Consider the following 23,744-nt stretch of genomic DNA (forward strand, 5'->3'; position numbering starts at 1 on the left):
TTCTTCTGGCCAAAGTAATCCCCGCCGGAGACACGATTATGCGTCGAATGATCGCCACCGCATACGACAACCCAAGGCCCGCCAATGCGCCCTTATGAAAAAGACCCAGCCGCGATCTATGCCGCCAGTTTCGCCACTGTCGCGGCAGAGGCGCGGCTGGATCGGTTTCAGACAGACATGCGCCCGCTGATCACCCGGTTGATCCACGCTTGCGGGATGATCGAAGTGGCCGATCGGCTGGTCTGGTCGGACAGGGCATTTGCCGCTGGGCATGCGGCGCTGCAAGCTGGCAAGCCCGTCTTGTGTGATTGCGAGATGGTCGGCGCGGGCATTATCCGCCGCTACCTGCCCGCGAAAAACAAAGTGATAGTCACGCTGAATGATCCATCTGTCCCTGACCATGCCAAGGTCATCGGCAATACGCGGTCCGCGGCAGCCGTGGACCTTTGGGAACCACATCTCGATGGTGCTGTCGTGGCAGTGGGCAATGCGCCCACCGCACTTTTTCATCTGCTTGAACTGATCGACGCGGGCGGCCCAAAGCCTGCCGTGATCCTTGGATTTCCCGTCGGCTTTATTGGTGCTGCGGAAAGCAAGGCCGAACTGGCCGCCAACCCGCGCGGCTGCGACTTTGTCGCCCTGCGCGGTCGGCGCGGCGGCTCTGCAATGGCCTCGGCTGCGGTCAACGCGCTCGCCGCGGGCCTGCCAGAGGTGACGTCATGACAACGCGGCGCTGCCCCGCCTGCGGATTTGCTGGCCACCTCGATGGCCCGACCCACGCCTATATGAGCCCCTCTGCCGCCTGCTGGGCGCGTTATGGCGAAGTTTTGGCGCGCGAGTATAGCGACGCCCGCTATTGGACATCACACCGATTGCTGACTGATGCCTATTGCGGGCAGCATTCCATTGGCTCGGATCGGCGGGCGCGGCAATCGCTGTGGATCCACATGGCCGCGCTGATCCTGCACTTTGAACATCAGTCCCCGGAGGAAAGGATCGTGACATTCCTGCGCACGGCCGCAAAGTCCGGGTATGATTTCCCACCGCTCGACATGCCATATGCCAACTTGACCGTTAACATTGACGCGATCCACGCTGCACCAGACGCCGCCACGCATGTGGCCGAGGTCACGACCTACGCCCGCGCGGTGCATGACGTCTGGGCCCCGCATCGCGCGGCCTTTGAGGGTTTGATCCAAGAGGTCGCAGCATGAGTGCGCCGTGGTTGCACATCGTCGGCATTGGCGAGGACGGTTTAGACGGACTAACCCCTGCGACCCGCGCCGTGGTCGAAGCGGCAGAAGTCATTCTGGGCGGCGATCGGCATCACACACTGGCCGCCAATCCAGAGGCGGAACGGCTGGCTTGGCCGTCGCCCTTTGACGCGATGATCGACACGATCAGGGGGCTGAAGGGGCGTCGCGCGGTGGTGCTGGTCACCGGTGATCCGCTTTGGTTCTCGGTCGGTGCGCGGATCGGGCGCGCGATTGACCCGTCCGAGATCACCTACCATCCGCAGCTTTCCGCGTTTCAACTGGCCGCGGCCCGCATGGGCTGGTCGCTGCCGGACGTCGAGACGTTGACGGTGCATGGTCGCCCGGTCGAACAGATGATCGCCTTTATCCAGCCTGACGCGCGCCTGTTGATCCTGACCACGGGTGCCGACACGCCTGCCCAGATTGCGGCCTATCTGGCTGAACGCGGATATGGCGCGTCAAAGATGACCGTGCTGGCCGCGATGGGTGGCAAGGACGAGGCGCGCTTTGACGGTACGGCAAAGGCTTGGGAACAGACGGTTCCAGCCTTCAACACGCTTGCTGTCGAATGCATCGCTGCACCTGATGCGGCCTTGCAGCCTCGGGTGCCGGGGCTGGCTGATGAGCTGTTTCAATCCGATGGCACAATGACAAAGCGCGAAGTGCGTGCCGCGACGATTGCGAAACTGATGCCAATGCGCGGAGCATTGTTGTGGGACATCGGGTGTGGGTCTGGCTCTGTTGCCATCGAATGGATGCGCGCGGCACGCTATGCGCGGGCCGTGGGCATTGAACCGCGCGCCGATCGCCGGGCGATGGCCGGGGCCAATGCTGCCGCCCTTGGCGCGCCAAGGTTGGAACTGATTGATGGATCGGTGCCGGCTGCATTGGACGGGCTGCCCGCACCCGACGCAATCTTCATCGGTGGCGGGTTAAGCCGCGCAACTTTTGATACAGCATGGGCCGCACTGCGTCCGCTGGGGCGGCTGGTTGCCAATGCGGTCACGCTCGAAAGCGAAGCGGAACTGATTGAATTACATAAGAAATTCGGCGGTGAATTGGTTCGTATTTCGGTCCACCGGGCAGAGCCTGTGGGCCGATTGACCGGCTGGCGTCCCGCGATGCCCGTCACCCAGTGGAGCCTTGTGAAAAGATGACAGGGGTTCTTTATGGTGTGGGCGTCGGGCCGGGTGCGGCCGACCTGATGACCTTGCGGGCTGCACGGTTGATCGAGGGCGCGAAAGTCGTGGCTTATCCAACACTTGCAGGCGGCGAAAGCTTTGCGCGCGCGATTGCAAAGGACCTGATCCCGGACGGCTGCCAAGAGATCGTGATGGACGTGCCGATGACGGTGGAACGCGGCCCCGCTCAGGCGGCCTATGACGCCGGTGCTGCCGAAATTGCCGCCGCGCTGGACGCAGGCCTGGACGTGGTGTGTCTGTGCGAAGGCGACCCGTTTTTCTACGGCTCTTTCATGTATCTTTTCGCAAGACTGTCAGAGGCTTACCGGGTCGAGGTTGTTCCCGGTGTGACATCTGTCACCGCCTGTGCTGCGCAAGCTGGGTTGCCGTTGGCGGCGCGGAACGAGCGTTTGACCATCCTTCCCGGGCCATTGCCCGAGGATGAGCTGCGCCACCGGATCGAAGGCGCCGAAAGCGTGGCGATCATGAAAGTGGGGCGGCATCTGCCGAAGATCCGCGGCGTGATCGAAGCACTGGGGCTCTTGGATCAGGCGGTCTATGTCGAACGCGTCAGTCTGCCGCAAGAGGTGGTCACGCCGCTGGCGCAAGCGCCTGAAAAGGCACCCTATTTTTCCATGATACTTCTGACCAAGGGGGCCGATCCGTGGCTTTGAAACCCATTGTTGTGGCGTTGTCGAAATCCGGCGAACCAACAGCCCATCGTATCGCCAAATTGTTGGATGCCTCGCTGCATGGACGGCAGGATCGGGTTGAACAGGCCGATGCATTTTTTGCAAACGCGCTGGATCATGTGCGTGATCTGTTTGCGGCGGGTTACCCGGTGATTGGAGTCTGTGCGAGCGGAATTTTGATCCGGGCTGTGGCGCCGCTACTTGCGGACAAGACAACAGAGCCGCCGGTGATATCTGTCAGTGATGATGGGGCTGTGATCGTGCCGCTGCTTGGTGGGCATCGCGGGGCGAACCGGTTGGCCAAGGAAATCGCTGATGTTTTGGAAGGGGTTGCGGCTGTTACCACCGCAGGGGATGTCGCCCTGGGGGTGGCCCTTGATGCGCCACCACCGGGATGGCGGCTTGTTAATCCCGACGCAGCCAAGGGTGCGATGGCGGCCCTGTTGGACGGGCAGGGTGCGACGTTAACAGGGGATGAACCCGCCGATTGGTTGCAGGAATTGCCGCGCGGCGACGGGATACACATTGCATGCACAACTCATGCACATCCCGTACCGACGCAAACCTTACTGAAATTTACGCCTTTGCGGACGGTGCTGGGTGTCGGCTGCGCCCGCAACTGCCCGCCAGAGGAGCTGTCGGCACTGGTCAAGGTTGTGTTGGACGAGGCGGACATCTGCGCGCAAGCCGTGCATTCCGTCAACACGATCACGCTCAAGGCCGATGAACCGGCAATCATCAACCTCGCCCGTAATCTGGGTGTCCCGATGCGGTTGTTTGAAGCCCAAGAGCTTGAGGCCGAGACGCCGCGCCTGGCGAACCCATCCGAGGTGGTCTTTGCCGAGGTCGGCACGCATGGCGTGGCCGAAGCGGCAGCCCTGGCGCAGGGCGGGGCTGACGCAGAACTGATCGTGACAAAGCGCAAGACCGCCAATGCGACCTGCGCGTTGGTGCAAGTGCCAGCACCGCTGATTGAGATGCGCGGACGGCCGCGCGGCAAGCTGTCGGTTGTGGGCATCGGACCGGGGCAGGCGACGTGGCGCACACCAGAGGTGTCACGGCTGGTGGCAGATGCCGAGGAATTGGTGGGTTACGGGCTTTATATCGATCTGCTTGGGCCGTTGGCCGCTGGCAAGGACCGGTCGGATTTCCCCTTGGGCGGGGAAGAGGACCGCTGTCGCTATGCGCTTGAACAGGCGGGCAAGGGCAAGAACGTGGCCCTTGTCTGTTCCGGCGATGCGGGCATCTATGCGATGGGTGCGCTGGTTTTTGAATTGCTGGATCGCGGTCCGGACCAGATGGGTGTCTCGGACGCAGCGCGTCGGGTCGAGGTGCAATGTTCGCCCGGTGTGAGTGCTTTGCAAGGCGCGGCGGCACGGGCGGGGGCACCGCTGGGGCATGATTTCTGTGCGATATCCCTGTCGGACCTGCTGACCCCGCGCGATGATATCCTGCGACGGCTAAAGGCGGCCGCAGAGGGCGATTTCGTGATCGCGTTCTACAATCCGGTGTCCAAGACGCGGCGAACTTTGCTGGCCGAAGGGCGGGACATTCTGTTGCAGCACCGGCCCGCCGACACGCCGGTGATGTTGGCGTCGTCACTGGGCCGACCCGAGGAGCATATCCGCTATCGGCGTCTGGATGAATTGCAGGTGGACGAGGTAGATATGCTGACCGTCGTGCTGGTTGGGTCGAGCAATTCACGGCTGGCGCAGTTGGGCGAGGGGCCACGCATGTTCACGCCGCGTGGCTACGCGCGCAAGATTGACGGTGATCTGGCGTGACGTCGTGCGCCGCTCTTGCCCTGTCGGGCAAAACGCCCCGCCCGCCGTCCCGGATGGGGCGCCATGCGGCTGCTGCGCGGTGTCCAGGCGGCTTGAAATTGCTGAGAGGCCGTTTGCGGGCAGGTCTGCCGCAAACAGGCCACATCGAGGATGAAACCGATTCGCGCCCGCCTCAAGGACAAGCCGCGCAAGCGCGGTCGCGTGCCGCGATCCTTGACCCGGCCCCGAATCGTGCAGGAGTGATGCGATGACTGTTTTCTTTATTGGCGCGGGTCCGGGTGATCCGGAGCTTTTGACGCTCAAGGCCGCGCGTATCATCGGGGAATGCCCGGTGTGCCTTTATGCCGGATCGCTGGTGCCAGAGGCGGTGGTGGGATGCGCACCCGCGGATGCGCGGGTGCTGGACACCGCGCCGATGACGCTTGAGGACACCCATGCCGAGATTGTGGCGGCCCATCAGCGTGGCGTGGATGTGGCCCGTGTGCATTCGGGCGACCCATCGCTTTATGGCGCGATTGCCGAGCAGATCCGGCTGTTGAAGGCCGAAGGGATTGATTATCAGATCATCCCCGGTGTGCCCGCCTATGCCGCTGCGGCCGCTGCACTTGGGACCGAATTGACAGTGCCGGAAATCGCGCAATCCATTGTTTTGACACGGATGTCGATGAAATCGACCGGTATGCCGCCGGGCGAGACGCTTGAGAATTTCGCCCGCACCGGGGCGACGCTGGCCATTCATCTGGGTGTGCGGGCGCTGCGCGAGATAGAGCGGCAGTTGATCCCGTTTTACGGCGAAGATTGCCCCTGTGTGGTGATTTATCGCGCGTCCTGGCCGGATCAGATGATCATTCGCGGCACGCTGAGCGATGTGCGCGAGAAGGTGCGCGCGGCTAAGATTACCCGGACCGCGCTGATCATGGTGGGGACCGCGCTGGGCGACAGTCACGGGTTCCCCGATTCAGCGCTTTATGACGCGGCGAAACCGCATGTCTTGCGGCCCAAGGTCAAAATCAGCTGATGTGTTGCAGCAGCACTGCTGCATTGCGGCGGAAATTGTCACTTGATCTTTAACCTTCTCAGCTAGTTAGCTGGCTGAGGGTCAAGGAGGACCGAGTCGTGTCATCATTTTTGCCAAAGGCTGTTCGTGAAGGTTTGGAACAGGCGCGCCGCGCCGCATTGCATCGTAATGATCGGCTATGCGTGCATGACGGGGATGAAGTGTACCGCATCCGCCGTTTCTGGGACAACGGCATGTCGATCGACGGTCACCACGGCGACAAGCTGCGTGGCCGGGTCGAGATCTATGACGGCGCGCGGCATCTGTATCAGGCCTTGATCGTGAATGGGCAGGAAGAGGGCGCAGAGATCGTGTTCGACTTCAAATGGCTGCATCCGGTCACGGATACTGCACCCGTTGATTTTGAACGGCCCGATTTTGTGCCTGCGGGACTGATCCCTAGGGTCTGATTTCCACCGGTGTGCCCAGCGGTGTGGCGTGGAAAAGCTCTGTCATGGCGTCGTTGTTGATGGCGATGCAGCCTTCGGTCCAGTCATAAGCGATCCGTTGCAATCCGGTGATGCCGCGCGGCTGGCCGTGGATGAAGATGTCGCCCCCCGGTGAATAGCCGCCTGCGCGGGCGCGCGCGATGTCGTCGGGCTGCGGATAGTCGATACCCAGTGACAAGTGGAACCGGCTGTGCGCGTTGCGGCGGTCAACACGAAAGAGGCCTTCGGGCGTTTTGCCGTCGCCTTGGCGGACCTTGTCACCGTCGGGCGCAAAGCCAAGGTTGACCGGCAGGCGGCGCACGACCCGGCCATCTTGATAGGCCAGCAACATACGGTCGGATTTGTCGATCAGGATGCGGTCAATCTGACCGGTGATCTCTGGCGGCAAAGGTGGCTGTGGTTTCAGCGCGCCCCAGATGGCAAAGGCCAGCGCCAGCAGCGTGGCCAAAAGGGAGGCGCGCAGCGTCATTGCAGATCGGCAAAGGCCGCCTGCACGCGGGCGACAGCCTCATCCACCACCGCGCGGGTGGTTGCAACGTTGAAGCGGTGGTGCAGCGCGCCGCCAATGCCCAACCCGTCACCAGGTGTAGGAAGCACGCGGGCGTTATCATAAAGACGGCTTCGGATGTCCGCGTCCGACATACCCGTGCCGGAAAAATCGACCCATGACAGGAAGGTGGATTGCATCGGCATCGCCTGCACACCGGGGATCGCATTCATACCCGCGCAAAGGGCTGCGCGGTTGCCATCGATCAGCTGCACCATCGCATCAACCCATGCCGCGCCTTGGGGCGTGTAGGCGGCACAGGTCAGATCAGCGCCCAGTCGGTTGGGCTGAATATCAAGTGCTGCATAAAGTGCGGCGAACCGGGCGCGCAAGTCATCATCGGGGATGATGACATAGCCGGTGCGCAGGCCAGCGATATCGAAGGTTTTCGAGGCAGCCGACATCACCACCAGCTTGGGCAGTGAATCCGGCGCATGCAGGGCCGTGGGCAGGTGGGTGTGGCCGGGAAAGGCCAGATCCATATGAATCTCGTCCGAGATCAGGATCAGATCATGGCGCGCGCAAAAGGCGGACAGCGCCTGAATTTCGGCCGCTTCCCAGACCCGGCCCGCCGGGTTGTGGGGGGAACAGAACATCACTGCCTTTTCGTTGCCGGTCAGTTGGGTTTCCAGCGTTTCAAGGTCCATGCGAAAGAGGCCCTGGTCATCTATCAGCAGCGGGGACTGCACCATGACACGGCCGTTCTTGCGGATCTTGTTGGCAAACTCGTGGTAAACCGGGCTGAAAACGATAATGCCATCGCCGGGATCGGTCAGCGCCTGCAAGGTCACACCGACAGCGTTGCCGATGCCATGCAGCTCAAAAATGTGATCGGTATTCGGGCGCCAACCGTGGCGGTGTTCGTACCACCACGCCACGTGACGGGCGAAAGCGGAATAGTCGAAATAACCAAACTCGCCACAGGCTCTCAGATCATCCAAGACGTCCAGCAGCACCGGGGCAGGTTGCAGGTCAGACTGCGCGATCCACATCGGGATCATATCCTGCGGCACCGCGCGGCCCAGCATCGCCTCCATCATCGCCCATTTAGAGCTGCGGCCGGTGGTTTGGTCTTTGGTGGTCTCGAAATCGAACTGCATTTGGTGTCCTTTGGGGCTTTGGGTGCAAGCTAGCCCCCCGTCCGGCAAGCGCAAGATGAAAGGCCACGCCCGTTGCGCTTTGACGCGGTCCCGATTACATCAGCGCCATGACAAAACGTACCATCCTGATCCATCCCGACCCGCGGTTGAAGAAAGAAACTGATCCGATTGCCGAGGTCACTGATGAACTACGCACGCTTGCGGATGACATGCTGGAAACCATGTATGCCGCACCGGGCATTGGACTTGCCGCACCACAGATCGGTGTGATGCAGCAGATTCTGGTGATGGATTGCGTCAAGGAAGACGAGGAAGAGCCGCGCCCGATGGTCCTGATGAACCCGGTTGTGACATGGGCGTCGGAAGAAACCGGGGTCTATGAAGAAGGGTGCCTGTCGATCCCGGATCAATATGCCGATGTCGAACGCCCGTCCGAGGTCGAAGTTGAATGGCTTGGGCTGGACGGCGAAACCCATAAGGAACGGTTTGACGGGCTTTGGGCGACCTGTGTGCAACACGAGATTGACCACCTGCACGGCAAGCTTTTCATCGACTACCTCAAGCCGCTCAAACGCCAGATGATCACCCGAAAGATGCAAAAGCTGAAGCGCGAGAAGGCACGCGCGTGAGCCTGACGTTACGCCTTGCACCGGACCCGGTGTTACGGGCTGTTTGCAAGCCGGTTGACCCGGCGCTGGCAGCACTCGCCAAGGGCATGCTTGAGGTGATGTATCGCGCACAGGGACGCGGGCTGGCGGCACCACAGGTAGGGGTGATGAAACGCATCTTCGTCATGGATGCGACGTGGAAAGACGGCGCGCCTGACCCACAGATTTTTGTGAACCCAGTGGTGTCATGGGCCGATGAGCGTTGCGAAGCGAGCGAAGAGGGATGCCTGTCGATCCCGGATACGCCCTGCATGGTGACCCGACCCGTGGCAATCAGGCTGACGTGGCAGGACCTTGAAGGCGCGCCACATGAAGCCGCATTTGACGGATTTGCCGCGCGGTGCATTCAGCACGAGCGTGACCACCTTGATGGGATTTTATGCACGGACTACGCGATATGATGCACCGCCCCTTTGTGATGTGGCCTGACAAGGCCCTGCGCACCCCGGCCCAGCCGGTGGATGAGGTCAACGATGAAATCCGCGCGATCTGGGACGAGATGATCGTGGCGATGGATGCGATGCCTGGTGTGGGGCTGGCAGCGGTACAATTGGGCATCCCGCTGGCTCTGGCCGTGGTTGATGCCAGCACCAGCCGAGGCAAAGCGGTGCGGCTGGCGAACCCGCAAGTGCTGCATGCGAGTGTTGAGCTGCGCGAACATTCCGAAGGGTCGCCCAACTTGCCCGGTGTCCGCGCCACGATCAAACGCCCCCGGGCCGTGACCGTGCGGTTCCTGAACGATCAGGGGATTTGGGATCGGCAAGAGTTTGTGGGCCTTGCCGCGACCAGTGTGCAGCACCAGATCGATCATCTGGCGGGCAAGATGTATTTTGATCATCTCAGCCGGGTGAAGCGGGATATGTTACTCAAAAAGGCCCGCAAAGCACGGGGGTAGAATTTTCGTCGAAAATTCTGTGCCTCCGGCGGGGATATTTTTGGCCAGAAGAAGGGACCACGATGCGCGTCATATTCATGGGTACGCCTGATTTTTCGGTGCCGGTTTTGCAGGCGCTGGTCGATGCGGGCCATGATATCGCCTGCGTCTACTGCCAGCCGCCCAGGCCCGCGGGGCGCGGCAAGAAAGATCGGCCCAGTCCCGTGCAGGCCAAGGCCGCAGCCTTGGGTTTGGACGTGCGCCACCCGGTGTCTTTAAAAGATGCGGCTGCGCAGGCGGAGTTTGCCGCGCTAGCGGCGGACGTGGCTGTTGTGGTGGCTTACGGGCTGATCCTGCCGCAAGCGGTGTTGGACGCCCCGCGCCTGGGCTGTCTTAATATCCACGCGAGCCTTTTGCCGCGCTGGCGGGGGGCGGCCCCGATCCATCGTGCGATCATGTCCGGGGACGCCGAAACCGGCGTCTGCATCATGCAGATGGAGGCAGGGTTGGACACCGGCCCTGTGTTGCTGCGTGAGGCTGTGGCAATCGGCACCGAAGAGACGACCGGTGCCTTGCATGACCGCTTGTCGGTCCTTGGTGCACGGCTGATCGTGCAGGCGCTGGACGGGTTGCCGATGGACGCAGAGGCGCAGCCCGAGGACGGCGTGACCTATGCAGCCAAGATCGACAAGTCAGAGGCGCGGGTGGATTGGACGCGCCCCGCGCAAGAGGTTGACCGCCTGATCCGCGGTCTGTCGCCATTTCCGGGCGCATGGTGCGAGGTTGCGGGCGAGCGGGTCAAGCTGCTGTCGTCGCGACTGGCCGAAGGCTCTGGCCCGCCGGGGGCGGTTCTGAGCGGGTTTAGAGTGGCGTGCGGTGACGGTGCTGTTGAAATCACGCGCGCGCAGCGTGCCGGAAAGTCGGCAATGGCGGCGGGGGATGTTCTAAAGGGGTTGTCGTTGCCGGACCGTCTTGATTGATATTGGCAAGGGCGTCTAAATCGTTATAGGCTGCGCCCTCCAATAGATAGGATGCAGCGCATGTCAGCAATGATGACCACCCCGCCACCGATTGGTTACGGCACATGGAACCGCCCGGGCGATGCCGCCTATCAGGGTGTCCTGACGGCGCTAAAGGTGGGCTATCGCCATATCGACGGGGCAGAAGGCTATGACAATGAAGCGGACGTGGGCCGCGCCATTGCCGACGCGGGCATTCCGCGCGACCAGTTGTGGGTCACCACCAAGGTCGCCCCCGAAAGCTTTGCCCCCGGCCAGATCCGCAGCCATGTCGAGGCCTCGCTGGACAAGCTGGGTGTCGGCCCTGTCGACCTGTTGCTGCTGCATTATCCGTCGATCAACGACGAGTATCAGATCGAGGATTACATGGCGCAGTTTGCCGACGTCTATGACGCGGGGCTGACGCGCAATATTGGCGTCTCAAACTTTACAATTCGTTATATGGACCGCGCGCTGGCGCTTTTGGGTGACCGTCCAATCCTGACCAATCAGGTGGAATTGCATCCGTTCCTGCACAACAGCCCCATCGTGGATTACTGCCGCACAAAAGGTATCGCGATGACCGCCTTTTCGCCACTTGCGCGCGGTGCTGTGGCGGATGACCCAGTCTTGCAGGCCGTCGCGACAGAGTTGGGTGCCACCATCGGTCAGGTGGCGCTGGCGTGGCTGTTGGCGAAGGGGCACTGGGTGATCCCATCTTCTGGCAACCCAGAACGGATTGCTGAAAACCTGGCCGCCGGGGACATCACCCTGTCGCCTGACCAGATTGCGCGGATCGACGCGCTGGATCGCAACATGCGGCTGGTGAACGGCCCCTGGTGCCCGGAATGGGACGTCTGACCATGCCTCATCGCAAGTTGCCCTTTGCTTTGGTCGGGATCGACCATGTTGTCTTTCTGGTCGACGACCTTGACCGGGCGGTTGCGTGGTATCGCGATGTGCTGGGCTGTCCGCCGGGCTATTCCTACCCTGATTTGGGGATGGACCAGGTTTGGGCCGGTTCGGCGCTGATCGTCCTGTGGGACACAACCCACCCCGGTGCCGCCTCTGCCGTGCCACCGGTACCGGGTGGTCGCAATGTCGATCACGTGTGCATCGCCACCACGCCCTTTGATCACAACGCCTTGCGCGCCCATCTGGCCGCCCACGGTGTCGCGATTGAACGCGAGGCGATGCACGGCGGTGCGCGCGGCATGGGCCATTCGTTCTATGTGCGTGATCCGTTTGGCAACAAGCTGGAGATCAAGGGCCCGGCGGAATATCCCGACGGACGCTACGGCCGCGGGTTTGATGACAGTGCCGCAGTTGCGTTAGGGTCCGGGCATGACACGCGCGATGATCACAGAGCCGGATGACTACTTTGCCAAGGGGTGTGGCCGTTGCGACAGGTTCGATAGCCCAAGTTGTTCAAGCTTGATCTGGCAAGAGGGGCTGCTGACACTGAGGCAGCTTTGCCGCGACGCGGGGCTGGAAGAGACCGCGAAATGGGGGCATCCGTGTTACATGTTTGCTGGGCGCAACATTGCGATTATCGGCGCGTTTCAAAGCAATTTCCGCCTGAGTTTCTTCAATGCCGCCCTGATGAAAGACCCCGAGGGGGTTCTGCAAAGGCAAGGCCCAAATACGCAAAACCCCGATATGATCCGCTTTGAAGACAACGCGGGACCGGCCGCAATGGCCCCGGTCATCATCGCCTATTTGAAAGAGGCAATGGAATATGCCGCGGCAGGTTTTCACCCCCCCAAGGTCGTGCGTGAGGTGCCGATCCCTGATGAGCTGATCGAAGCGCTGGATGCTGACCCGGAACTGGCAGAGGCCTTTGCGGCGCTGACACCGGGACGGCAGAAAAGCTATGCGTTCAACCTGAACCAGGCAAAACAATCGGCGACACGCATCGCGCGGATCGCCAAATTTCGCGACAAAATCATCGCGGGCAAAGGGGCGCAGGAACGCTAATCAATCGCCGAGAAGGCGGCACTGTCCAGACTGCAATCGCGGATCACATCCGCGCCGCAAGTGCGATATTCCAGATCACGGGTCAGACAGATCCGCGCCTCTTGAATGGCACCGGCCTTGCAGGTGATGGTGATCTGATCAGGCTCAAGGTCAGGATTGTCGCGCAGAAAAGCCTCTTGAATCAGCGTAGCGGGCAGGGTCACGTCGCGGGTCAGTTCGCGCAGAACCGCCGGGCGCGTGACCTTTTCATAGGCCAGCCGCGCCAGCGCGAAATAGTCATCTGCCGCAAGCCCCGCGCAGACGCCATGTTTGTTCCATTGATACCAGGCGAGGCCTGAGGTCCCCATGATATCAGCCATCTCGGCAGTCATGGCCCGCGAAGGGTTGCGCTGGCTCGTGGGGCAATTGGCAGGCCAGCCGCGTTCGTATTGCGGCCAAAGCCCGTGCATGATCCAGCCGAACCCTGCGCCTTCGTCACATTGGGTAGATCCCTTGGCGCGCCCTTCCAGATCACACCAATTGGGCGACCATGACAGCGACAGCACGTAATAGTCGAACTCTCCGGCCACATCTTGTGCGGCAGCGGGCGAGGTAAGGCAAAGCAAAAGGGCGATCAGGCGGCGCATTTGGGGTCTTTCCAACCGGGAACGCTCGCACTATATACGGCTCAAGTTCCCCGACAATGCGAACCCGGCCCACAGCGGTCTGCCCCTTCAAGGGCGCGGGAGAGGCATGTCTGATGAGATGGAGATGAGAATGGCAAATCTACCGATTATGGCAAAGGCCACGGCGGTCTGGCTCTGCGATAACACGACAATCACATTCAAGCAGATCGCGGATTTCTGCGGCCTGCACGAGCTGGAAGTGCAGGGCATTGCCGATGGTGATGTGGCCACCGGTGTGAAGGGCTTTGACCCCATTGCCAACAAACAGCTGACCCAGGCCGAGATCGACAAGGCCGAGGCTGATCCGATGCACAAGCTGAAGTTGCTTTATAACCCCGCCTCTGCCGGTGAGGAAAAGCGCCGTGGTCCGCGCTATACGCCGCTGTCCAAGCGTCAGGATCGCCCGGCGTCAATCTATTGGCTGGTGAAGTTCCACCCCGAATTGTCCGACGGCCAGATCTCTAAACTGGTGGGCACGACCAAGCCGACCATTCAGGCGATCCGCGAACGGACCCATTGGAACATCAACAATCTTGAGCCGATTGACCCCGTGGCGCTGGGCCTGTGCAAGCAATCCGAACTGGATGCGGCTGTGCAAAAGGCCAATGCCAAGAAGGCGAAAGAGGGCGGCGTGATGTCCGATGATGAGCGGCGCAAGCTGGTCAGCACCGAGCAGTCGCTGGGCATGGAACCAGAACCCAAGATGCCAAGTGCGATTGCTGGCCTTGAGACGTTCAGCCTGTCCGACCCACGCGATGAAGAGGGCGAAGAAGAAGAGGATACCCGCGACGTGGCGGATGCCGACAGCTTCTTTAACCTGCCAGAGGGCGGCGACACCGACGAGGATTGATCCCGACCGTACGATGCGAAAAGCCCCGCCACCTTAGCGGGGCTTTTTGCGTTTGGGCGACTTCTGCCCCGGTCTGATTTTCCGATAAAGTGATTTATTGCGCTGCACGAAGGCATCAATCGCCGCCCCCAATCCGCCAAGCTGCCGCCCCTTCAGGTAGAAATAGCCTGCCGTCGCCCCAAGGAATGCGCCCAAAATGTCCACGATAAGATCGGCCATGGTATCGACCAGCCCGGACTTTTGCATGTTCAGCCCGAACAGCTGATCCATCGCAAATTCGAACACCTCCCAAAGCGCGCCGATGGCGACAGCGGTTGCAAAGGACAGCACCGCAATAGCAAGCGGTAGTGCGGCAAGGCGGTCCCCCTCGAACAGCATGAAAATAAACAGAAAACCGATCAACCCGAACCCCATGGCAGAGCCGAAATGCAGGGCGATGTCCCACCACCAGTATCGTTCGTAGAAGTCAAAGACTTCGCCCAGAAACAAGGTGCCAAAAGTAAAGACCACAATCGCCAGCAAGAAGCTGGGTGGCAGATCAATCCCCAACCAGCGGGCAAAGCGACGCGGTGACAGTGTCAGGACCCAAGTGGCAAGAGCCACAAAGACCACCGACCATTTTCCATCAAAAAGCGCAAAGCCAGCTGAAATCAGCAGGATGGCTTGCATGATCCGCACGAATGTCTCTGACTTCACCATCGCAACGCCTTGTCGTTGTTTCTATATCGGGGTGATGTGTGATGTATCTGACATAAGCCTGCGCATCGGCAGCTACAACATCCGTGCCGGACTGGGGACAGACCTGCGCCGCAACCCGGCGCGAACCTTGGCGACGATCATCGGGCTCAAGACGCAGATGATGGTGTTGCAGGAGGCTGATTTTCGCATGGGGCATCGACCCAGCGCCCTGCCACGCCGCCTGATCGCTGACGCGGGTCTGTGCGCTGTCGATTTTGGCGGGCATCCCGACAGCCTGGGTTGGCACGGGATCGCGCTGCTCGTGGCCCCGGAGATCACGGTAAATGACCGGGTCTGTATCGATCTGCCGGGGCTGGAGCCGCGCGGGGCGATCATTGCCGATGCCGAGACCCCAATCGGACCATTGCGGATCGTTGGGGTGCATTTGGGGTTGCTCCGATCTGCCCGCCGCCGCCAGTTGGATCATCTGCGTCAAACTTTGGGCGACATGCATCAGCGTCCGACAGTCATCATCGGGGACTTCAATGAGTGGAGTTTGCGGCGCGGTTTAGGGCGGATCGCGAGGGGATTTGTCATAAAGACGCCAGGGCGCAGCTTTCCTTCGCGTCTACCGCTCTTGGCGCTGGACCGGATCGCACATAGCCCGGAGTTGAACCTGTCCACCCTACCGCTGCCGCCGTTGCCCAAGGGGGCGCATGCCTCTGACCACTTGCCCATCTTGGCAGAAATCACGCGGCCTGCCGTTGTCTAGAGCCGGCGTCGCGCGTTCAGGGCTGCGGTGATGGTGCCATCGTCAAGGTAGTCAAGCTCACCGCCTACCGGCACGCCTTGCGCCAGTGAAGTGACAGAGATGCCCGGCAATTGATCTGCGATGTAGTGCGCCGTGGTTTGGCCGTCGATGGTGGCGGAGAGGGCGAGGATCACCTCTGTCACCTCTTCGGTTTTGACCCGGTCGATCAGCTTGGGGATGCGCAATTCTTCGGGGCCCACAGCATCCAGCGCCGAAAGGGTGCCGCCCAGCACATGGTAGCGGCCCTTGAACACCGCAGCGCGTTCCATCGCCCAAAGGTCGGCCACGTCTTCGACCACGCAAATCTCGCCCGTGGCGCGCTTTTCAGAGGCGCAGATGTCGCAGATGTCCGTAGTGCCGATATTACCGCAGTTCAGGCATTCGCGCGCCGTGGTGCCGACGCGCTGCATGGCTTCGGCCAAGGGCAGCAGGACTTGCCCACGCTTCTTGATCAGATGCAGGACTGCCCGCCGGGCAGAGCGGGGGCCAAGCCCGGGGAGCTTGGCGAGAAGTGCGATCAGGTCGTCGAGATCTTCGGTGCCCTGCGTCATCGGGGGCAAAATCCTGACACAGGATTTTGTTCAAATCCTTGGAAGGATTTGATGCCTCCGGCGGGGATTATTTTGGCCAGAAGAAGCAGGGGACCGTCCTTAGAACGGCAGGTTCATGCCGGGTGGCAGGCCCATGGCCTCTGCCATTTTTGACATTTCCTGCTGGCTGCGTTCGGAGGCGCGCGATTGTGCGTCCTTGATGGCGGCAAGGATCAAGTCTTCGACCACTTCCTTGTCATCGCCGTTGAAGATGCTTGGGTCGATGTCGAGACCCTTGAGTTCGCCCTTGGCGGTCGCGGTTGCCTTGACCAGACCTGCGCCGCTTTCGCCCACGACCATGATGTTGTCGAGGTCGTTTTGCATCTCGGCCATTTTGCCCTGCATTTCCTGGGCTTGTTTCATCATCTTGGCCATGTCGCCAAGGCCGCCTAATCCTTTGAGCATCACATTTCTCCGCTATCTTTGTTCTGGTTCCAGATAGGTGTTTGGTCAGTCCTCGTCAAAGGGGTCCCATTCGTCGTCCACCTCTGGCAGCGCGTCTTCCAGCGCCTCTTGGGCCTTGTCCTGTTGGGTTTCGATCCGGGTGATCCGGGCCTTCGGAAACGTGGCCAGCACCGCCTGCATCAGCGGGTGGTTCTGCACTTCTTCCTTCAGGGCGTTTTCGGCGGCATCCCGGACTTCTGCAATTGTTGGCGCGCCACCTTCGCTGACCACAGTGATCGCCCAGCGGTTGCCGGTCCAGGCTTGCAGGCGGCTGCCCAGTTTCTGCACCAGATCGCGCGGTGCTTTATCTGTGGGGTTCACCGTGATCCGGCCCGGTTGATAGGCCACCAGCCGGAGCGAGGTTTCAACGTCCACCAGCAGTTTCACATCGCGGTGCGTGCGGATCAGGTCGACCACGTCTTCGAACCGGGCGTAATGCGCCAGCGCTGCGGTGTCCGCCGCCACGGCCAGTGCCGCAGAGGGGCCAGATGGGCCGCTATGGGTTGGGGCCGGTGACGACGACATAGCGGTGGTTGTCGTGCCACCCGTGGGCGCTGGTCTGCCACCCGTTGGACCGCCGGAGGGCGGTGGTGTGGCGTCTTGCAATTTCTTGACCAGCTCATCCGGGGTGGGCAGATCCGCCACGTGGGTCAGGCGGATCACTGCCATCTCGGCCGCCATCATGGCGTTGGGCGCGACGCTGACTTCTTCCAGCGATTTCAACAGCATCTGCCACATCCGGCTGAGCACCCGCATCGGCAAACCGGCGGCCATCGCCTGCCCGCGGGTGCGTTCATCGGGGCTGATGGTGGGATCTTCTGCCGCTTCGGGCGTGATCTTGATGACGCTGACCCAGTGGCAGACCTCTGCCAGATCGCGCAGCACGGCCATCGGGTCGGCGCCGTCGGAATATTGCGACGACAACTCATTCAGGGCCGCTGCAGCCTCGCCCCGCAGGATCATGTCAAAGAGGTCCAGCACCCGGCCCCGGTCGGCCAGACCCAGCATGGCGCGGACCTGATCAGCGGTGGTTTCGCCGGCGCCGTGGCTGATCGCCTGATCCAGAAGCGATTGCGCGTCACGGGCCGAGCCTTCGGCGGCACGGGTGATCAGCGCCAGCGCGTCATCGGAAATCTCCGCGCCTTCGGCGGTGGCGATCCGGCGCAGCATTGCGATCATCACTTCGGGTTCGATGCGGCGCAGGTCAAACCGTTGGCAGCGCGACAGGACGGTGACCGGCACCTTACGTATTTCGGTCGTGGCAAAGATGAATTTGACGTGGGCGGGGGGTTCTTCCAGCGTCTTCAAGAGCGCGTTGAAGGCGCTGGTCGAGAGCATGTGCACCTCATCAATGATGAAGATCTTGAACCGGGCTGAGGCGGCGCGATAACTGACGGTTTCAATGATCGCGTCGCGGATATTCTGCACACCGGTATTGGATGCCGCGTCCATTTCCATGACGTCCACATGGCGGCCTTCCATGATCGCGGTGCAATGTTCGCACTGGCCACACGGATCGGTCGTAGGGCCACCGGTGCCATCAGGGCCGATGCAGTTCATGCCTTTGGCGATGATCCGCGCGGTCGTGGTTTTGCCAGTGCCGCGGATGCCGGTCATGATGAAGGCTTGTGCAATCCGGTCTGCGGCAAAGGCATTGCGCAGCGTGCGGACCATTGCATCCTGTCCCACCAGATCGGCAAAGGTTTCGGGCCGGTATTTGCGGGCGAGGACCTGATAAGCGGGTTGGTCTGACATGGGCACTTTCGACGGATTCGGATGACCGGATCAGACTAGGGGGCCGGGTGCCAGAGGTCCACCACGTCGGCGGGATTGTATCGCCATTGGGGTTGCGATACCCTTAACGCGCCGTATGGGCGGCATCCTGGTTCGCGGAAAGCTGATCACAGCACCCTTTGACAGACCGAGACGACCACATCTGGTTTTTCTCATTGCCCGGGCAGCGGACCACGGGGCGCATGGATGAGGAAGCCCATGACAGATCCATTGGATAACCTGCGCAGGCAGGCAAAAACCCTTCAAAAACAATATGAAAATGGCGATACGTCGGCGTTGGAACGCGTTGCTGCGCATCTGCGGCCCCAGAAAGACCCGCTGAAACGGGCCGATTTTCTGCATGTGATTGCGCGCGAGCGCAGCTTTGCCACATGGCCGCAGATGAAGGAGGCGGTGGGGACACTTGGCATGGACCGCGCGGCCAAGGTGCAGCGGCTGAAGATTGCCTTGGCACACGGGCAGAACGGCGTGGTGCAGCGTTTGCTGGAAGAGACCCCCGATCTGGCCGAGGGGCATTTCGGCCTTCAGGTTGCGCTGTTGCAGGATGCGCCAGTTATGGCTGCTTTGGCCGATGATCCGGGGCTGGCGGTGCGGCCCGCTGGTCCGCGCAAGCCCTTGCTGCATCTGGCCTTTTCCCGCGCCATTCACATCTGGCCTGACCGCGAGGCAGCGATGCTGCGGATCGCTGAGGCGCTGATCGCGCATGGGGCCGATGTGAACAGCGCGATGGATCATGACGGGCACCCACTGTCGGCGCTCTATGGGGCGATTGGACATGCGGACAACATGGTGTTGGGCCGCTGGTTGCTGGAACGGGGTGCTGATCCGAACGATGGTGAATCGCTTTATCATGCGACCGAGCTGGGCCATCACGAGGGTCTGAAGATGCTGCTGGAACACGGCGCAAAACCCAACGGGACCAATGCCTTGCTGCGGGCGATGGACTTTGACGATGTGCCAGCGGTGCAGATGTTGCTGGACGCAGGCGCAGACCCTAATGCGTTTGAGGATGGGCCCGTTGGGGGCGAAATGCCGTGGGTCATTCCGGCGCTGCATCAGGCGGCAAGGCGGCAAGTGTCAGACGCGATGTGCAAGGTCTTGCTGGAGGCCGGGGCTGATCCGGGGCGCGACTATCAATGGGCCAGCGCCTATGCCTTTGCGCGGGTCTTTGGGCATCGCGGTTTGGCGGCAATGATCGAGGATTTGGGCGCCGCGCCAAAGTTGTCACCGGAAGAGGAATTGTTGGCATTGGCGGCCGAAGGGCAAGTGCCAGCAGGGACCTATCTGGATGAGGCGCAGCTGCCGCGCGCCTATCGCAACATCATTCGGGAGATGGTGCATCTGCCGGGGAAACTGCCACATATCAAGGGTTTGGTGGCGTTGGGGCTGTTCTATGACAAGCCCGACACCGAAGGGCTGACGCCGGTGCAGGTGGCCGGTTGGGAAGGGTTAACAGAGATGATGGCCTATTTCCTGACGTTGCGTCCTGATTTGAGCCATATCAATGGGTTCGGCGGCACCCTGCTGAGCACGATTATCCACGGGTCAGAAAACGCGCCACGGTCAGAAAGATCGGATCACGTGGGCTGTGCGCGGATCGCGCTGGAACAGGGCGTGGCCCTGCCGAAAGAGGCGCTGCGGCTGGCCGGTGACCCGGCGATGGCGGCGTTTCTGACGGATTGGGCTAAGGCGCATCCGGGGCAGGTGACCGGTGCCTGAGTTTGTCATCCACGAGATGCAGGTCGGGGGCGGAGTGCTTGCGATTTCGCCCCTGCCGGGGCGCACGCGGCATTACTATACCGACTGGCTGCGGCTGGCGGACTGGGGTCCGCAAGTGGTTGTTTCCATGACCGAAATGCACGAGTTGGAACGCAAGGGCGCAGGCACGCTTGGCGCGGATTTGCGGAATGCGGGCGTTGTCTGGCGGCACCTGCCGGTGCCGGACTATGGCACGCCTGATGCCGCACTTGATGCAGCCTGGCCGGAGGTGCAGGCCGAGGTGCTGGACACGCTGCGGCAGGGCGGCCGGGTGTTGGTGCATTGCTTTGGTGGTTGCGGGCGGTCGGGGATGGTGGTGCTGCGGCTGATGATCGCCGCTGGTGTGCCGGATGCGTTACGTGTTTTGCGGCGGGTGCGGCCCTGTGCGGTCGAAACCGAAGACCAGATGGCCTGGGCGCTGCAAGACCAAGCCGAATCAAAGGGTTAAGGTGCGTCAGGCGGTGCGTTAACCGATGCACATTGCATGCACATCCCATACACATCCCGGCTGCACAGTGGGCGCGCAGCCGGGGGTTAAGGCACCGTGATTAACCATTTACCCGCGCGGTGAGTTCAGAAAACATCGCCACGACTTCGGGTGCTAAGGCGCGCGCCAGACGGGCGGCGGCGGGGTCTGACAACCCGTAGCCGCGACCCCAGCCGAGCCAGATACCGTTGTAGGTGCCAAGGTTTTCGCGCACCGAAGCGGAGCCATAGATATAACCACTGCGGACGTCCATCAGCACCGCGTTGGCCTGCCCCATCTTGCCCAGCCCGCGCCCGATCTGGGACATGTCATAGATCAGCACATAGTCCTGGTGCTGCCGCGCAGCGGTCAGTTGCGCAAGGCGGATTGGATTGTGTGGACGGGACTTGAGTGCGTTTGAAATCAAGGGGTTGATGACAGTGACTTGGCCAATGCCGGGTGGCAAGGGCAGGCCCGCAAGCTCTTCCTCGGTCGGCAGGGTCAGCTGTCCATTGACCACGCGCGCAAGGCCGATGCGGGCGGGCAGGCGCAGGTCGGGTTCACCAGCGGCAGCACGGGCGACCGCAGGGTCCACTGGCCCGCTGCGCGCGGCAAGAAACGCAGCCCCGGATGAGGTCTGGGTGGTGGTGGAACAAGCGGCCAGCAGGGGCAGCAGGATCAGGATCAAGAACAGGCGCATGTGTTAACCTTTCAGATAAATGTGTAAATTGCACATAATTTGAAAATCTTGCACGCGCAAGGAAAATGTGTGAAATGCACATATGAACCGGATTCTGGATGCCCTCTTTGCCCCGATTGCCCGCCTTGCAGTGGCGCGCGGCGTGATGTTTCCGCAGGCCGCCGCGCGGCTGAAAGTCCAATTTCTGCGCGGGGCCGAGGCGCTGGCCGATGCGCCCAATGACAGCCGGATCAGCGTGATGACCGGGTTGCAGCGGCGCGATATTGCAAGACTGCGCGCCCTGCCAGAAGACGCGCCGGTGGTGCATCATTTGTCGCGGCTGGTGGCCATATGGGTGGCGGATCATCCCAAGGTGCTGGACCGCAAAAGCTTTGACGCGCTGGCGGCATCGGTGCGCAAGGATGTGCATCCGCGCACGCTGTTGGAGCAATTGGTCGATGCAGGCACGGTGGTGGTGGATGCAGACCGGGTGACGCGGGTCAAACGGTCCTACCAGCCGGCAGCGGGGTCGGTGGATCAGTTGGATTTCCTGGCGGCCAATGGCGGGGACTTTCTGAACGCGGGGGTGCAGAATGTGATCGCCGGGGCCGGGCATTTTGAACGGGCGGCGCATTTCAACCAGTTGTCGCCCGAGGCGGTGGCGGACTTGCAGGCGCTGTTTGCCGACCGGCAGATGGCGGTGCTGGAAGAGGTCGCCGCACGGGCGCGGGACCTGCAAGACGACAGCCCCGGCACGCATCGGTTTCGTGCGGGCGGTTTTTTCTATGCAGAGGAGAGCGATTGATGCGGCGTTTGATCTTGGTGATGGCGCTGGCTGCGCTGGCGGGGTGCGCGGCCACAGTGCCGAGCTGCGAGGGAGGCCGCGACGGGGGCATTGGCGGCACCGGTGGCTGTGCGCAGGAGGCAGCGCATTAGAAGGCCCAAGGCGGGCAATGCCCCGCGCTGTTTGCTGCGCTGACGGATCACGCGGTGGCGGCTGAATAGGGTGGGCCGGTGGCCCACCCCCTACCTCTAGCGGTTCTTTTTCTTCTGCGTGGCAGAGCGGTACATCTTGCCCAATTTGCGATAGCGGTCGCGGGCCTGGGCGATTGTCTCTGTCGCGTATTGGTCTTCGCGTTTGAGCTTTTTGTAGCGCGTCAGGCGTTCGGGGTCGATGTCACCGGCGGAGATGGCGGCCTGCACGGCGCAGCCCGGTTCGCTGTCGTGTTGGCAATCGCGAAACTTGCACTGGCCGATCAGGTCGGTGATCTCGGAAAACGTCGCCTCGATCCCGGCGGCCACATCAGCGACGCCAAGACCGCGCATACCGGGCGTGTCGATCAGCCAACCGCCACCCGGGATGCGGTGCAGGCTGCGGTCGGTGGTGGTATGGCGGCCGCGTGCGTCGTCTTCGCGGATGCCCTGGGTTGCGGCATCGCCACCCGTCAGCGCGTTGGCGATGGTGGTTTTGCCGACACCGGATGACCCGGCCAGCGCCACCGTCTGTCCTTTGCCCGACCAGAGCGAAAGCTTGTCTGCGGTGTCGGGGGATTTGGCGTTCAGCGTCACAACCTCCAGCCCGCGACCGAGCGCGCGGGCGCGGTCGGTATAGCTGTCGGGGTCTTCGGCCATGTCAGCCTTGGTCAGGATGATCACCGGGGTAATGTCGGCGTCATTGGCAAGCGCCAGGTAGCGTTCCAGCCGCGCGGGGTTGAAATCCGCGTTGCAGGAGGTGGTGATAAAGAGCGTATCAAGGTTGGCCGCGATCAGCTGGCGGTCGCCTGTCAGGTGCTCTTTGCCCCGTTGCAGGGTGCTGGACCGGTCCAGCAGCCGAATCACGCGGTGCCGGTCCAGATCGGCCAGCACCCAATCACCAACGGCGAGTTCGCCGGTCGAGGTGCCGGGATCAAGTGTGAGGTCAAATGCGCCGTCCACGGTCAGCCCGGTGACAGAGGCGCGTTGCACGCCCGAGATACGGGCGGGGGTCAGGGTTTCGATTTCGTCGAGGTCGCATTGCGACATGTAAAAGTTGGTCCAGCCGAGGTCGGCGAGGGTGAGTTCAGAGGTCAATGGACTGTCCTGTGACAAAGGAAAAGGGCGGCCCGCAGTGTTGCGGGGCCGGGCATTTCCGGTCGGGACAGCAGGGAATAGGTCAGTGTGCCCGGACCGGGAAGGTGTGCGACTGGGTCATGGCTGTCCTCCCTCTGTGGGGTTTCTGAACGTTGGTGTTGGACTCCGCCAAAATCGCGAAGGGCGATTTTCGCTCTATCCAACGCGTCAAGTCGCCAAAGGCGACATTGACGGTGAGAGGCTGACAACGACCCAAGCGGGGCTCGTTATGGCTGCTTCCTTCCGGACCTGACCAGGTTGGCGAGGCGCCTGCCCGCGCCAACCCCTCAAGCGTCATATAAGCCGGGCGGGCCAGC

At 61.8% G+C, this 23,744-nt stretch carries 29 protein-coding genes and 1 other RNA gene; 20 read left to right on the top strand and 10 right to left on the bottom strand.

The window, feature by feature from the left end:
* Nucleotides 1–84 precede the first annotated feature (84 nt).
* From AB3Y40_RS00500 to AB3Y40_RS00530, 7 genes are all read left to right on the top strand, one after another.
* A complete protein-coding gene (locus AB3Y40_RS00500; protein ID WP_369436847.1) occupies nucleotides 85–723 on the top strand; it encodes a precorrin-8X methylmutase in 639 nt (212 codons plus the stop codon).
* On the top strand, nucleotides 720–1,214 hold the full coding sequence (locus tag AB3Y40_RS00505) for a DUF5946 family protein (RefSeq protein ID WP_369436848.1): 495 nt from the start codon (nucleotides 720–722) through the stop codon (nucleotides 1,212–1,214). Before AB3Y40_RS00500 ends, AB3Y40_RS00505 begins: the two co-directional genes overlap by 4 nt.
* Nucleotides 1,211–2,413, top strand: a complete 1,203-nt coding sequence (cbiE, locus tag AB3Y40_RS00510; RefSeq protein WP_369436849.1) for a precorrin-6y C5,15-methyltransferase (decarboxylating) subunit CbiE — start codon at nucleotides 1,211–1,213, stop codon at nucleotides 2,411–2,413. Before AB3Y40_RS00505 ends, cbiE begins: the two co-directional genes overlap by 4 nt.
* The gene (gene cobI / locus AB3Y40_RS00515; RefSeq protein WP_369436850.1) at nucleotides 2,410–3,111 is read left to right on the top strand and encodes a precorrin-2 C(20)-methyltransferase; all 702 of its coding nucleotides are present in this window, start codon (nucleotides 2,410–2,412) and stop codon (nucleotides 3,109–3,111) included. Before cbiE ends, cobI begins: the two co-directional genes overlap by 4 nt.
* Nucleotides 3,102–4,913 (top strand): precorrin-3B C(17)-methyltransferase, encoded by a 1,812-nt coding sequence (cobJ, locus tag AB3Y40_RS00520; protein ID WP_369436851.1) that lies wholly within the window; start codon nucleotides 3,102–3,104, stop codon nucleotides 4,911–4,913. The genes cobI and cobJ overlap by 10 nt, the downstream gene beginning before the upstream one ends.
* A gap of 247 nt (nucleotides 4,914–5,160) precedes the next feature.
* Nucleotides 5,161–5,931, top strand: a complete 771-nt coding sequence (gene cobM / locus AB3Y40_RS00525; RefSeq protein ID WP_369436852.1) for a precorrin-4 C(11)-methyltransferase — start codon at nucleotides 5,161–5,163, stop codon at nucleotides 5,929–5,931.
* A 98-nt stretch (nucleotides 5,932–6,029) separates the two neighbouring features.
* Nucleotides 6,030–6,380: a hypothetical protein gene (locus AB3Y40_RS00530; protein WP_369436853.1), complete on the top strand. Its 351-nt coding sequence runs from the start codon at nucleotides 6,030–6,032 to the stop codon at nucleotides 6,378–6,380.
* Here AB3Y40_RS00530 and AB3Y40_RS00535 read toward each other — a convergent pair.
* Together AB3Y40_RS00535 and AB3Y40_RS00540 are read right to left on the bottom strand one after the other, a co-directional pair.
* A complete protein-coding gene (locus AB3Y40_RS00535) occupies nucleotides 6,370–6,888 on the bottom strand; it encodes a L,D-transpeptidase family protein (protein ID WP_369436854.1) in 519 nt (172 codons plus the stop codon). The genes AB3Y40_RS00530 and AB3Y40_RS00535 overlap by 11 nt on opposite strands.
* Entirely contained in the window at nucleotides 6,885–8,066 is a 1,182-nt protein-coding gene (locus tag AB3Y40_RS00540) for a MalY/PatB family protein (RefSeq protein ID WP_369436855.1), read from the bottom strand. The genes AB3Y40_RS00535 and AB3Y40_RS00540 overlap by 4 nt, the downstream gene beginning before the upstream one ends.
* A gap of 107 nt (nucleotides 8,067–8,173) precedes the next feature.
* Here AB3Y40_RS00540 and def (AB3Y40_RS00545) point away from each other — a divergent pair, with 107 nt between their 5' ends.
* The 7 genes from def (AB3Y40_RS00545) (at nucleotide 8,174) to AB3Y40_RS00575 (ending at nucleotide 12,583) form a co-directional block, all read left to right on the top strand.
* Nucleotides 8,174–8,695 (top strand): peptide deformylase, encoded by a 522-nt coding sequence (def, locus tag AB3Y40_RS00545; protein WP_369436856.1) that lies wholly within the window; start codon nucleotides 8,174–8,176, stop codon nucleotides 8,693–8,695.
* Complete coding sequence (def, locus tag AB3Y40_RS00550) at nucleotides 8,692–9,135, top strand: peptide deformylase (RefSeq protein WP_369436857.1); 444 nt, start codon at nucleotides 8,692–8,694, stop codon at nucleotides 9,133–9,135. The genes def (AB3Y40_RS00545) and def (AB3Y40_RS00550) overlap by 4 nt, the downstream gene beginning before the upstream one ends.
* Nucleotides 9,132–9,629, top strand: coding sequence for a peptide deformylase (gene def / locus AB3Y40_RS00555; protein WP_369436858.1), 498 nt, complete (start codon nucleotides 9,132–9,134; stop codon nucleotides 9,627–9,629). The genes def (AB3Y40_RS00550) and def (AB3Y40_RS00555) overlap by 4 nt, the downstream gene beginning before the upstream one ends.
* Before the next feature lie 62 nt (nucleotides 9,630–9,691).
* Nucleotides 9,692–10,588, top strand: a complete 897-nt coding sequence (fmt, locus tag AB3Y40_RS00560; protein ID WP_369436859.1) for a methionyl-tRNA formyltransferase — start codon at nucleotides 9,692–9,694, stop codon at nucleotides 10,586–10,588.
* 60 nt (nucleotides 10,589–10,648) lie between these two features.
* Nucleotides 10,649–11,467, top strand: coding sequence for an aldo/keto reductase (locus AB3Y40_RS00565; RefSeq protein WP_369436860.1), 819 nt, complete (start codon nucleotides 10,649–10,651; stop codon nucleotides 11,465–11,467).
* A gap of 2 nt (nucleotides 11,468–11,469) precedes the next feature.
* Complete coding sequence (locus AB3Y40_RS00570) at nucleotides 11,470–11,982, top strand: VOC family protein (protein WP_369436861.1); 513 nt, start codon at nucleotides 11,470–11,472, stop codon at nucleotides 11,980–11,982.
* Entirely contained in the window at nucleotides 11,951–12,583 is a 633-nt protein-coding gene (locus tag AB3Y40_RS00575; protein ID WP_369436862.1) for a YdeI/OmpD-associated family protein, read from the top strand. Before AB3Y40_RS00570 ends, AB3Y40_RS00575 begins: the two co-directional genes overlap by 32 nt.
* Here the strand turns inward: AB3Y40_RS00575 and AB3Y40_RS00580 are convergent.
* The gene (locus AB3Y40_RS00580; protein ID WP_369436863.1) at nucleotides 12,580–13,209 is read right to left on the bottom strand and encodes a ribonuclease T2 family protein; all 630 of its coding nucleotides are present in this window, start codon (nucleotides 13,207–13,209) and stop codon (nucleotides 12,580–12,582) included. The two genes, AB3Y40_RS00575 and AB3Y40_RS00580, sit on opposite strands and share 4 nt — an antisense overlap.
* A 130-nt stretch (nucleotides 13,210–13,339) precedes the next feature.
* Here AB3Y40_RS00580 and AB3Y40_RS00585 point away from each other — a divergent pair, with 130 nt between their 5' ends.
* Nucleotides 13,340–14,098, top strand: a complete 759-nt coding sequence (locus AB3Y40_RS00585; RefSeq protein ID WP_369436864.1) for a DUF1013 domain-containing protein — start codon at nucleotides 13,340–13,342, stop codon at nucleotides 14,096–14,098.
* Between the two features lie 33 nt (nucleotides 14,099–14,131).
* On the opposite strand, the gene AB3Y40_RS00590 is transcribed toward AB3Y40_RS00585, so the two are convergent.
* Nucleotides 14,132–14,767, bottom strand: coding sequence for a hypothetical protein (locus AB3Y40_RS00590; RefSeq protein WP_369436865.1), 636 nt, complete (start codon nucleotides 14,765–14,767; stop codon nucleotides 14,132–14,134).
* Here AB3Y40_RS00590 and AB3Y40_RS00595 point away from each other — a divergent pair.
* A complete protein-coding gene (locus AB3Y40_RS00595; protein ID WP_369436866.1) occupies nucleotides 14,766–15,548 on the top strand; it encodes an endonuclease/exonuclease/phosphatase family protein in 783 nt (260 codons plus the stop codon). The genes AB3Y40_RS00590 and AB3Y40_RS00595 overlap by 2 nt on opposite strands.
* Here the strand turns inward: AB3Y40_RS00595 and recR are convergent.
* From recR to AB3Y40_RS00610, 3 genes are all read right to left on the bottom strand, one after another.
* Entirely contained in the window at nucleotides 15,545–16,138 is a 594-nt protein-coding gene (recR, locus tag AB3Y40_RS00600) for a recombination mediator RecR (RefSeq protein ID WP_369436867.1), read from the bottom strand. The genes AB3Y40_RS00595 and recR overlap by 4 nt on opposite strands.
* A 99-nt stretch (nucleotides 16,139–16,237) precedes the next feature.
* Nucleotides 16,238–16,582, bottom strand: a complete 345-nt coding sequence (locus AB3Y40_RS00605) for a YbaB/EbfC family nucleoid-associated protein (protein ID WP_369436868.1) — start codon at nucleotides 16,580–16,582, stop codon at nucleotides 16,238–16,240.
* Nucleotides 16,583–16,627: 45 nt separating this feature from the next.
* The gene (locus AB3Y40_RS00610) at nucleotides 16,628–18,376 is read right to left on the bottom strand and encodes a DNA polymerase III subunit gamma/tau (RefSeq protein ID WP_369436869.1); all 1,749 of its coding nucleotides are present in this window, start codon (nucleotides 18,374–18,376) and stop codon (nucleotides 16,628–16,630) included.
* Nucleotides 18,377–18,613: 237 nt separating this feature from the next.
* Between AB3Y40_RS00610 and AB3Y40_RS00615 the strand changes: the two genes are divergently transcribed.
* A complete protein-coding gene (locus AB3Y40_RS00615; RefSeq protein WP_369436870.1) occupies nucleotides 18,614–20,134 on the top strand; it encodes an ankyrin repeat domain-containing protein in 1,521 nt (506 codons plus the stop codon).
* The gene (locus AB3Y40_RS00620) at nucleotides 20,127–20,621 is read left to right on the top strand and encodes a phosphatase domain-containing putative toxin (RefSeq protein ID WP_369436871.1); all 495 of its coding nucleotides are present in this window, start codon (nucleotides 20,127–20,129) and stop codon (nucleotides 20,619–20,621) included. Before AB3Y40_RS00615 ends, AB3Y40_RS00620 begins: the two co-directional genes overlap by 8 nt.
* A gap of 100 nt (nucleotides 20,622–20,721) precedes the next feature.
* Here the strand turns inward: AB3Y40_RS00620 and AB3Y40_RS00625 are convergent, their stop codons facing one another.
* Nucleotides 20,722–21,339, bottom strand: coding sequence for a hypothetical protein (locus tag AB3Y40_RS00625; protein WP_369436872.1), 618 nt, complete (start codon nucleotides 21,337–21,339; stop codon nucleotides 20,722–20,724).
* 82 nt (nucleotides 21,340–21,421) lie between these two features.
* On the opposite strand from AB3Y40_RS00625, the gene AB3Y40_RS00630 reads away from it, so the two are divergent.
* Nucleotides 21,422–22,123, top strand: a complete 702-nt coding sequence (locus AB3Y40_RS00630; protein WP_369436873.1) for a DUF6502 family protein — start codon at nucleotides 21,422–21,424, stop codon at nucleotides 22,121–22,123.
* On the top strand, nucleotides 22,123–22,254 hold the full coding sequence (locus AB3Y40_RS00635) for a hypothetical protein (protein ID WP_369436874.1): 132 nt from the start codon (nucleotides 22,123–22,125) through the stop codon (nucleotides 22,252–22,254). Before AB3Y40_RS00630 ends, AB3Y40_RS00635 begins: the two co-directional genes overlap by 1 nt.
* A 96-nt stretch (nucleotides 22,255–22,350) precedes the next feature.
* Here the strand turns inward: AB3Y40_RS00635 and rsgA are convergent, their stop codons facing one another.
* Together rsgA and ffs are read right to left on the bottom strand one after the other, a co-directional pair.
* Nucleotides 22,351–23,388, bottom strand: a complete 1,038-nt coding sequence (gene rsgA / locus AB3Y40_RS00640) for a ribosome small subunit-dependent GTPase A (protein ID WP_369436875.1) — start codon at nucleotides 23,386–23,388, stop codon at nucleotides 22,351–22,353.
* A 231-nt stretch (nucleotides 23,389–23,619) separates the two neighbouring features.
* Nucleotides 23,620–23,717: signal recognition particle sRNA small type (ffs, locus tag AB3Y40_RS00645), an RNA gene on the bottom strand.
* Nucleotides 23,718–23,744: the final 27 nt, after the last annotated feature.

The organism is Yoonia sp. R2331 (assembly GCF_041103235.1).
Lineage (GTDB): Bacteria > Pseudomonadota > Alphaproteobacteria > Rhodobacterales > Rhodobacteraceae > CANMYO01.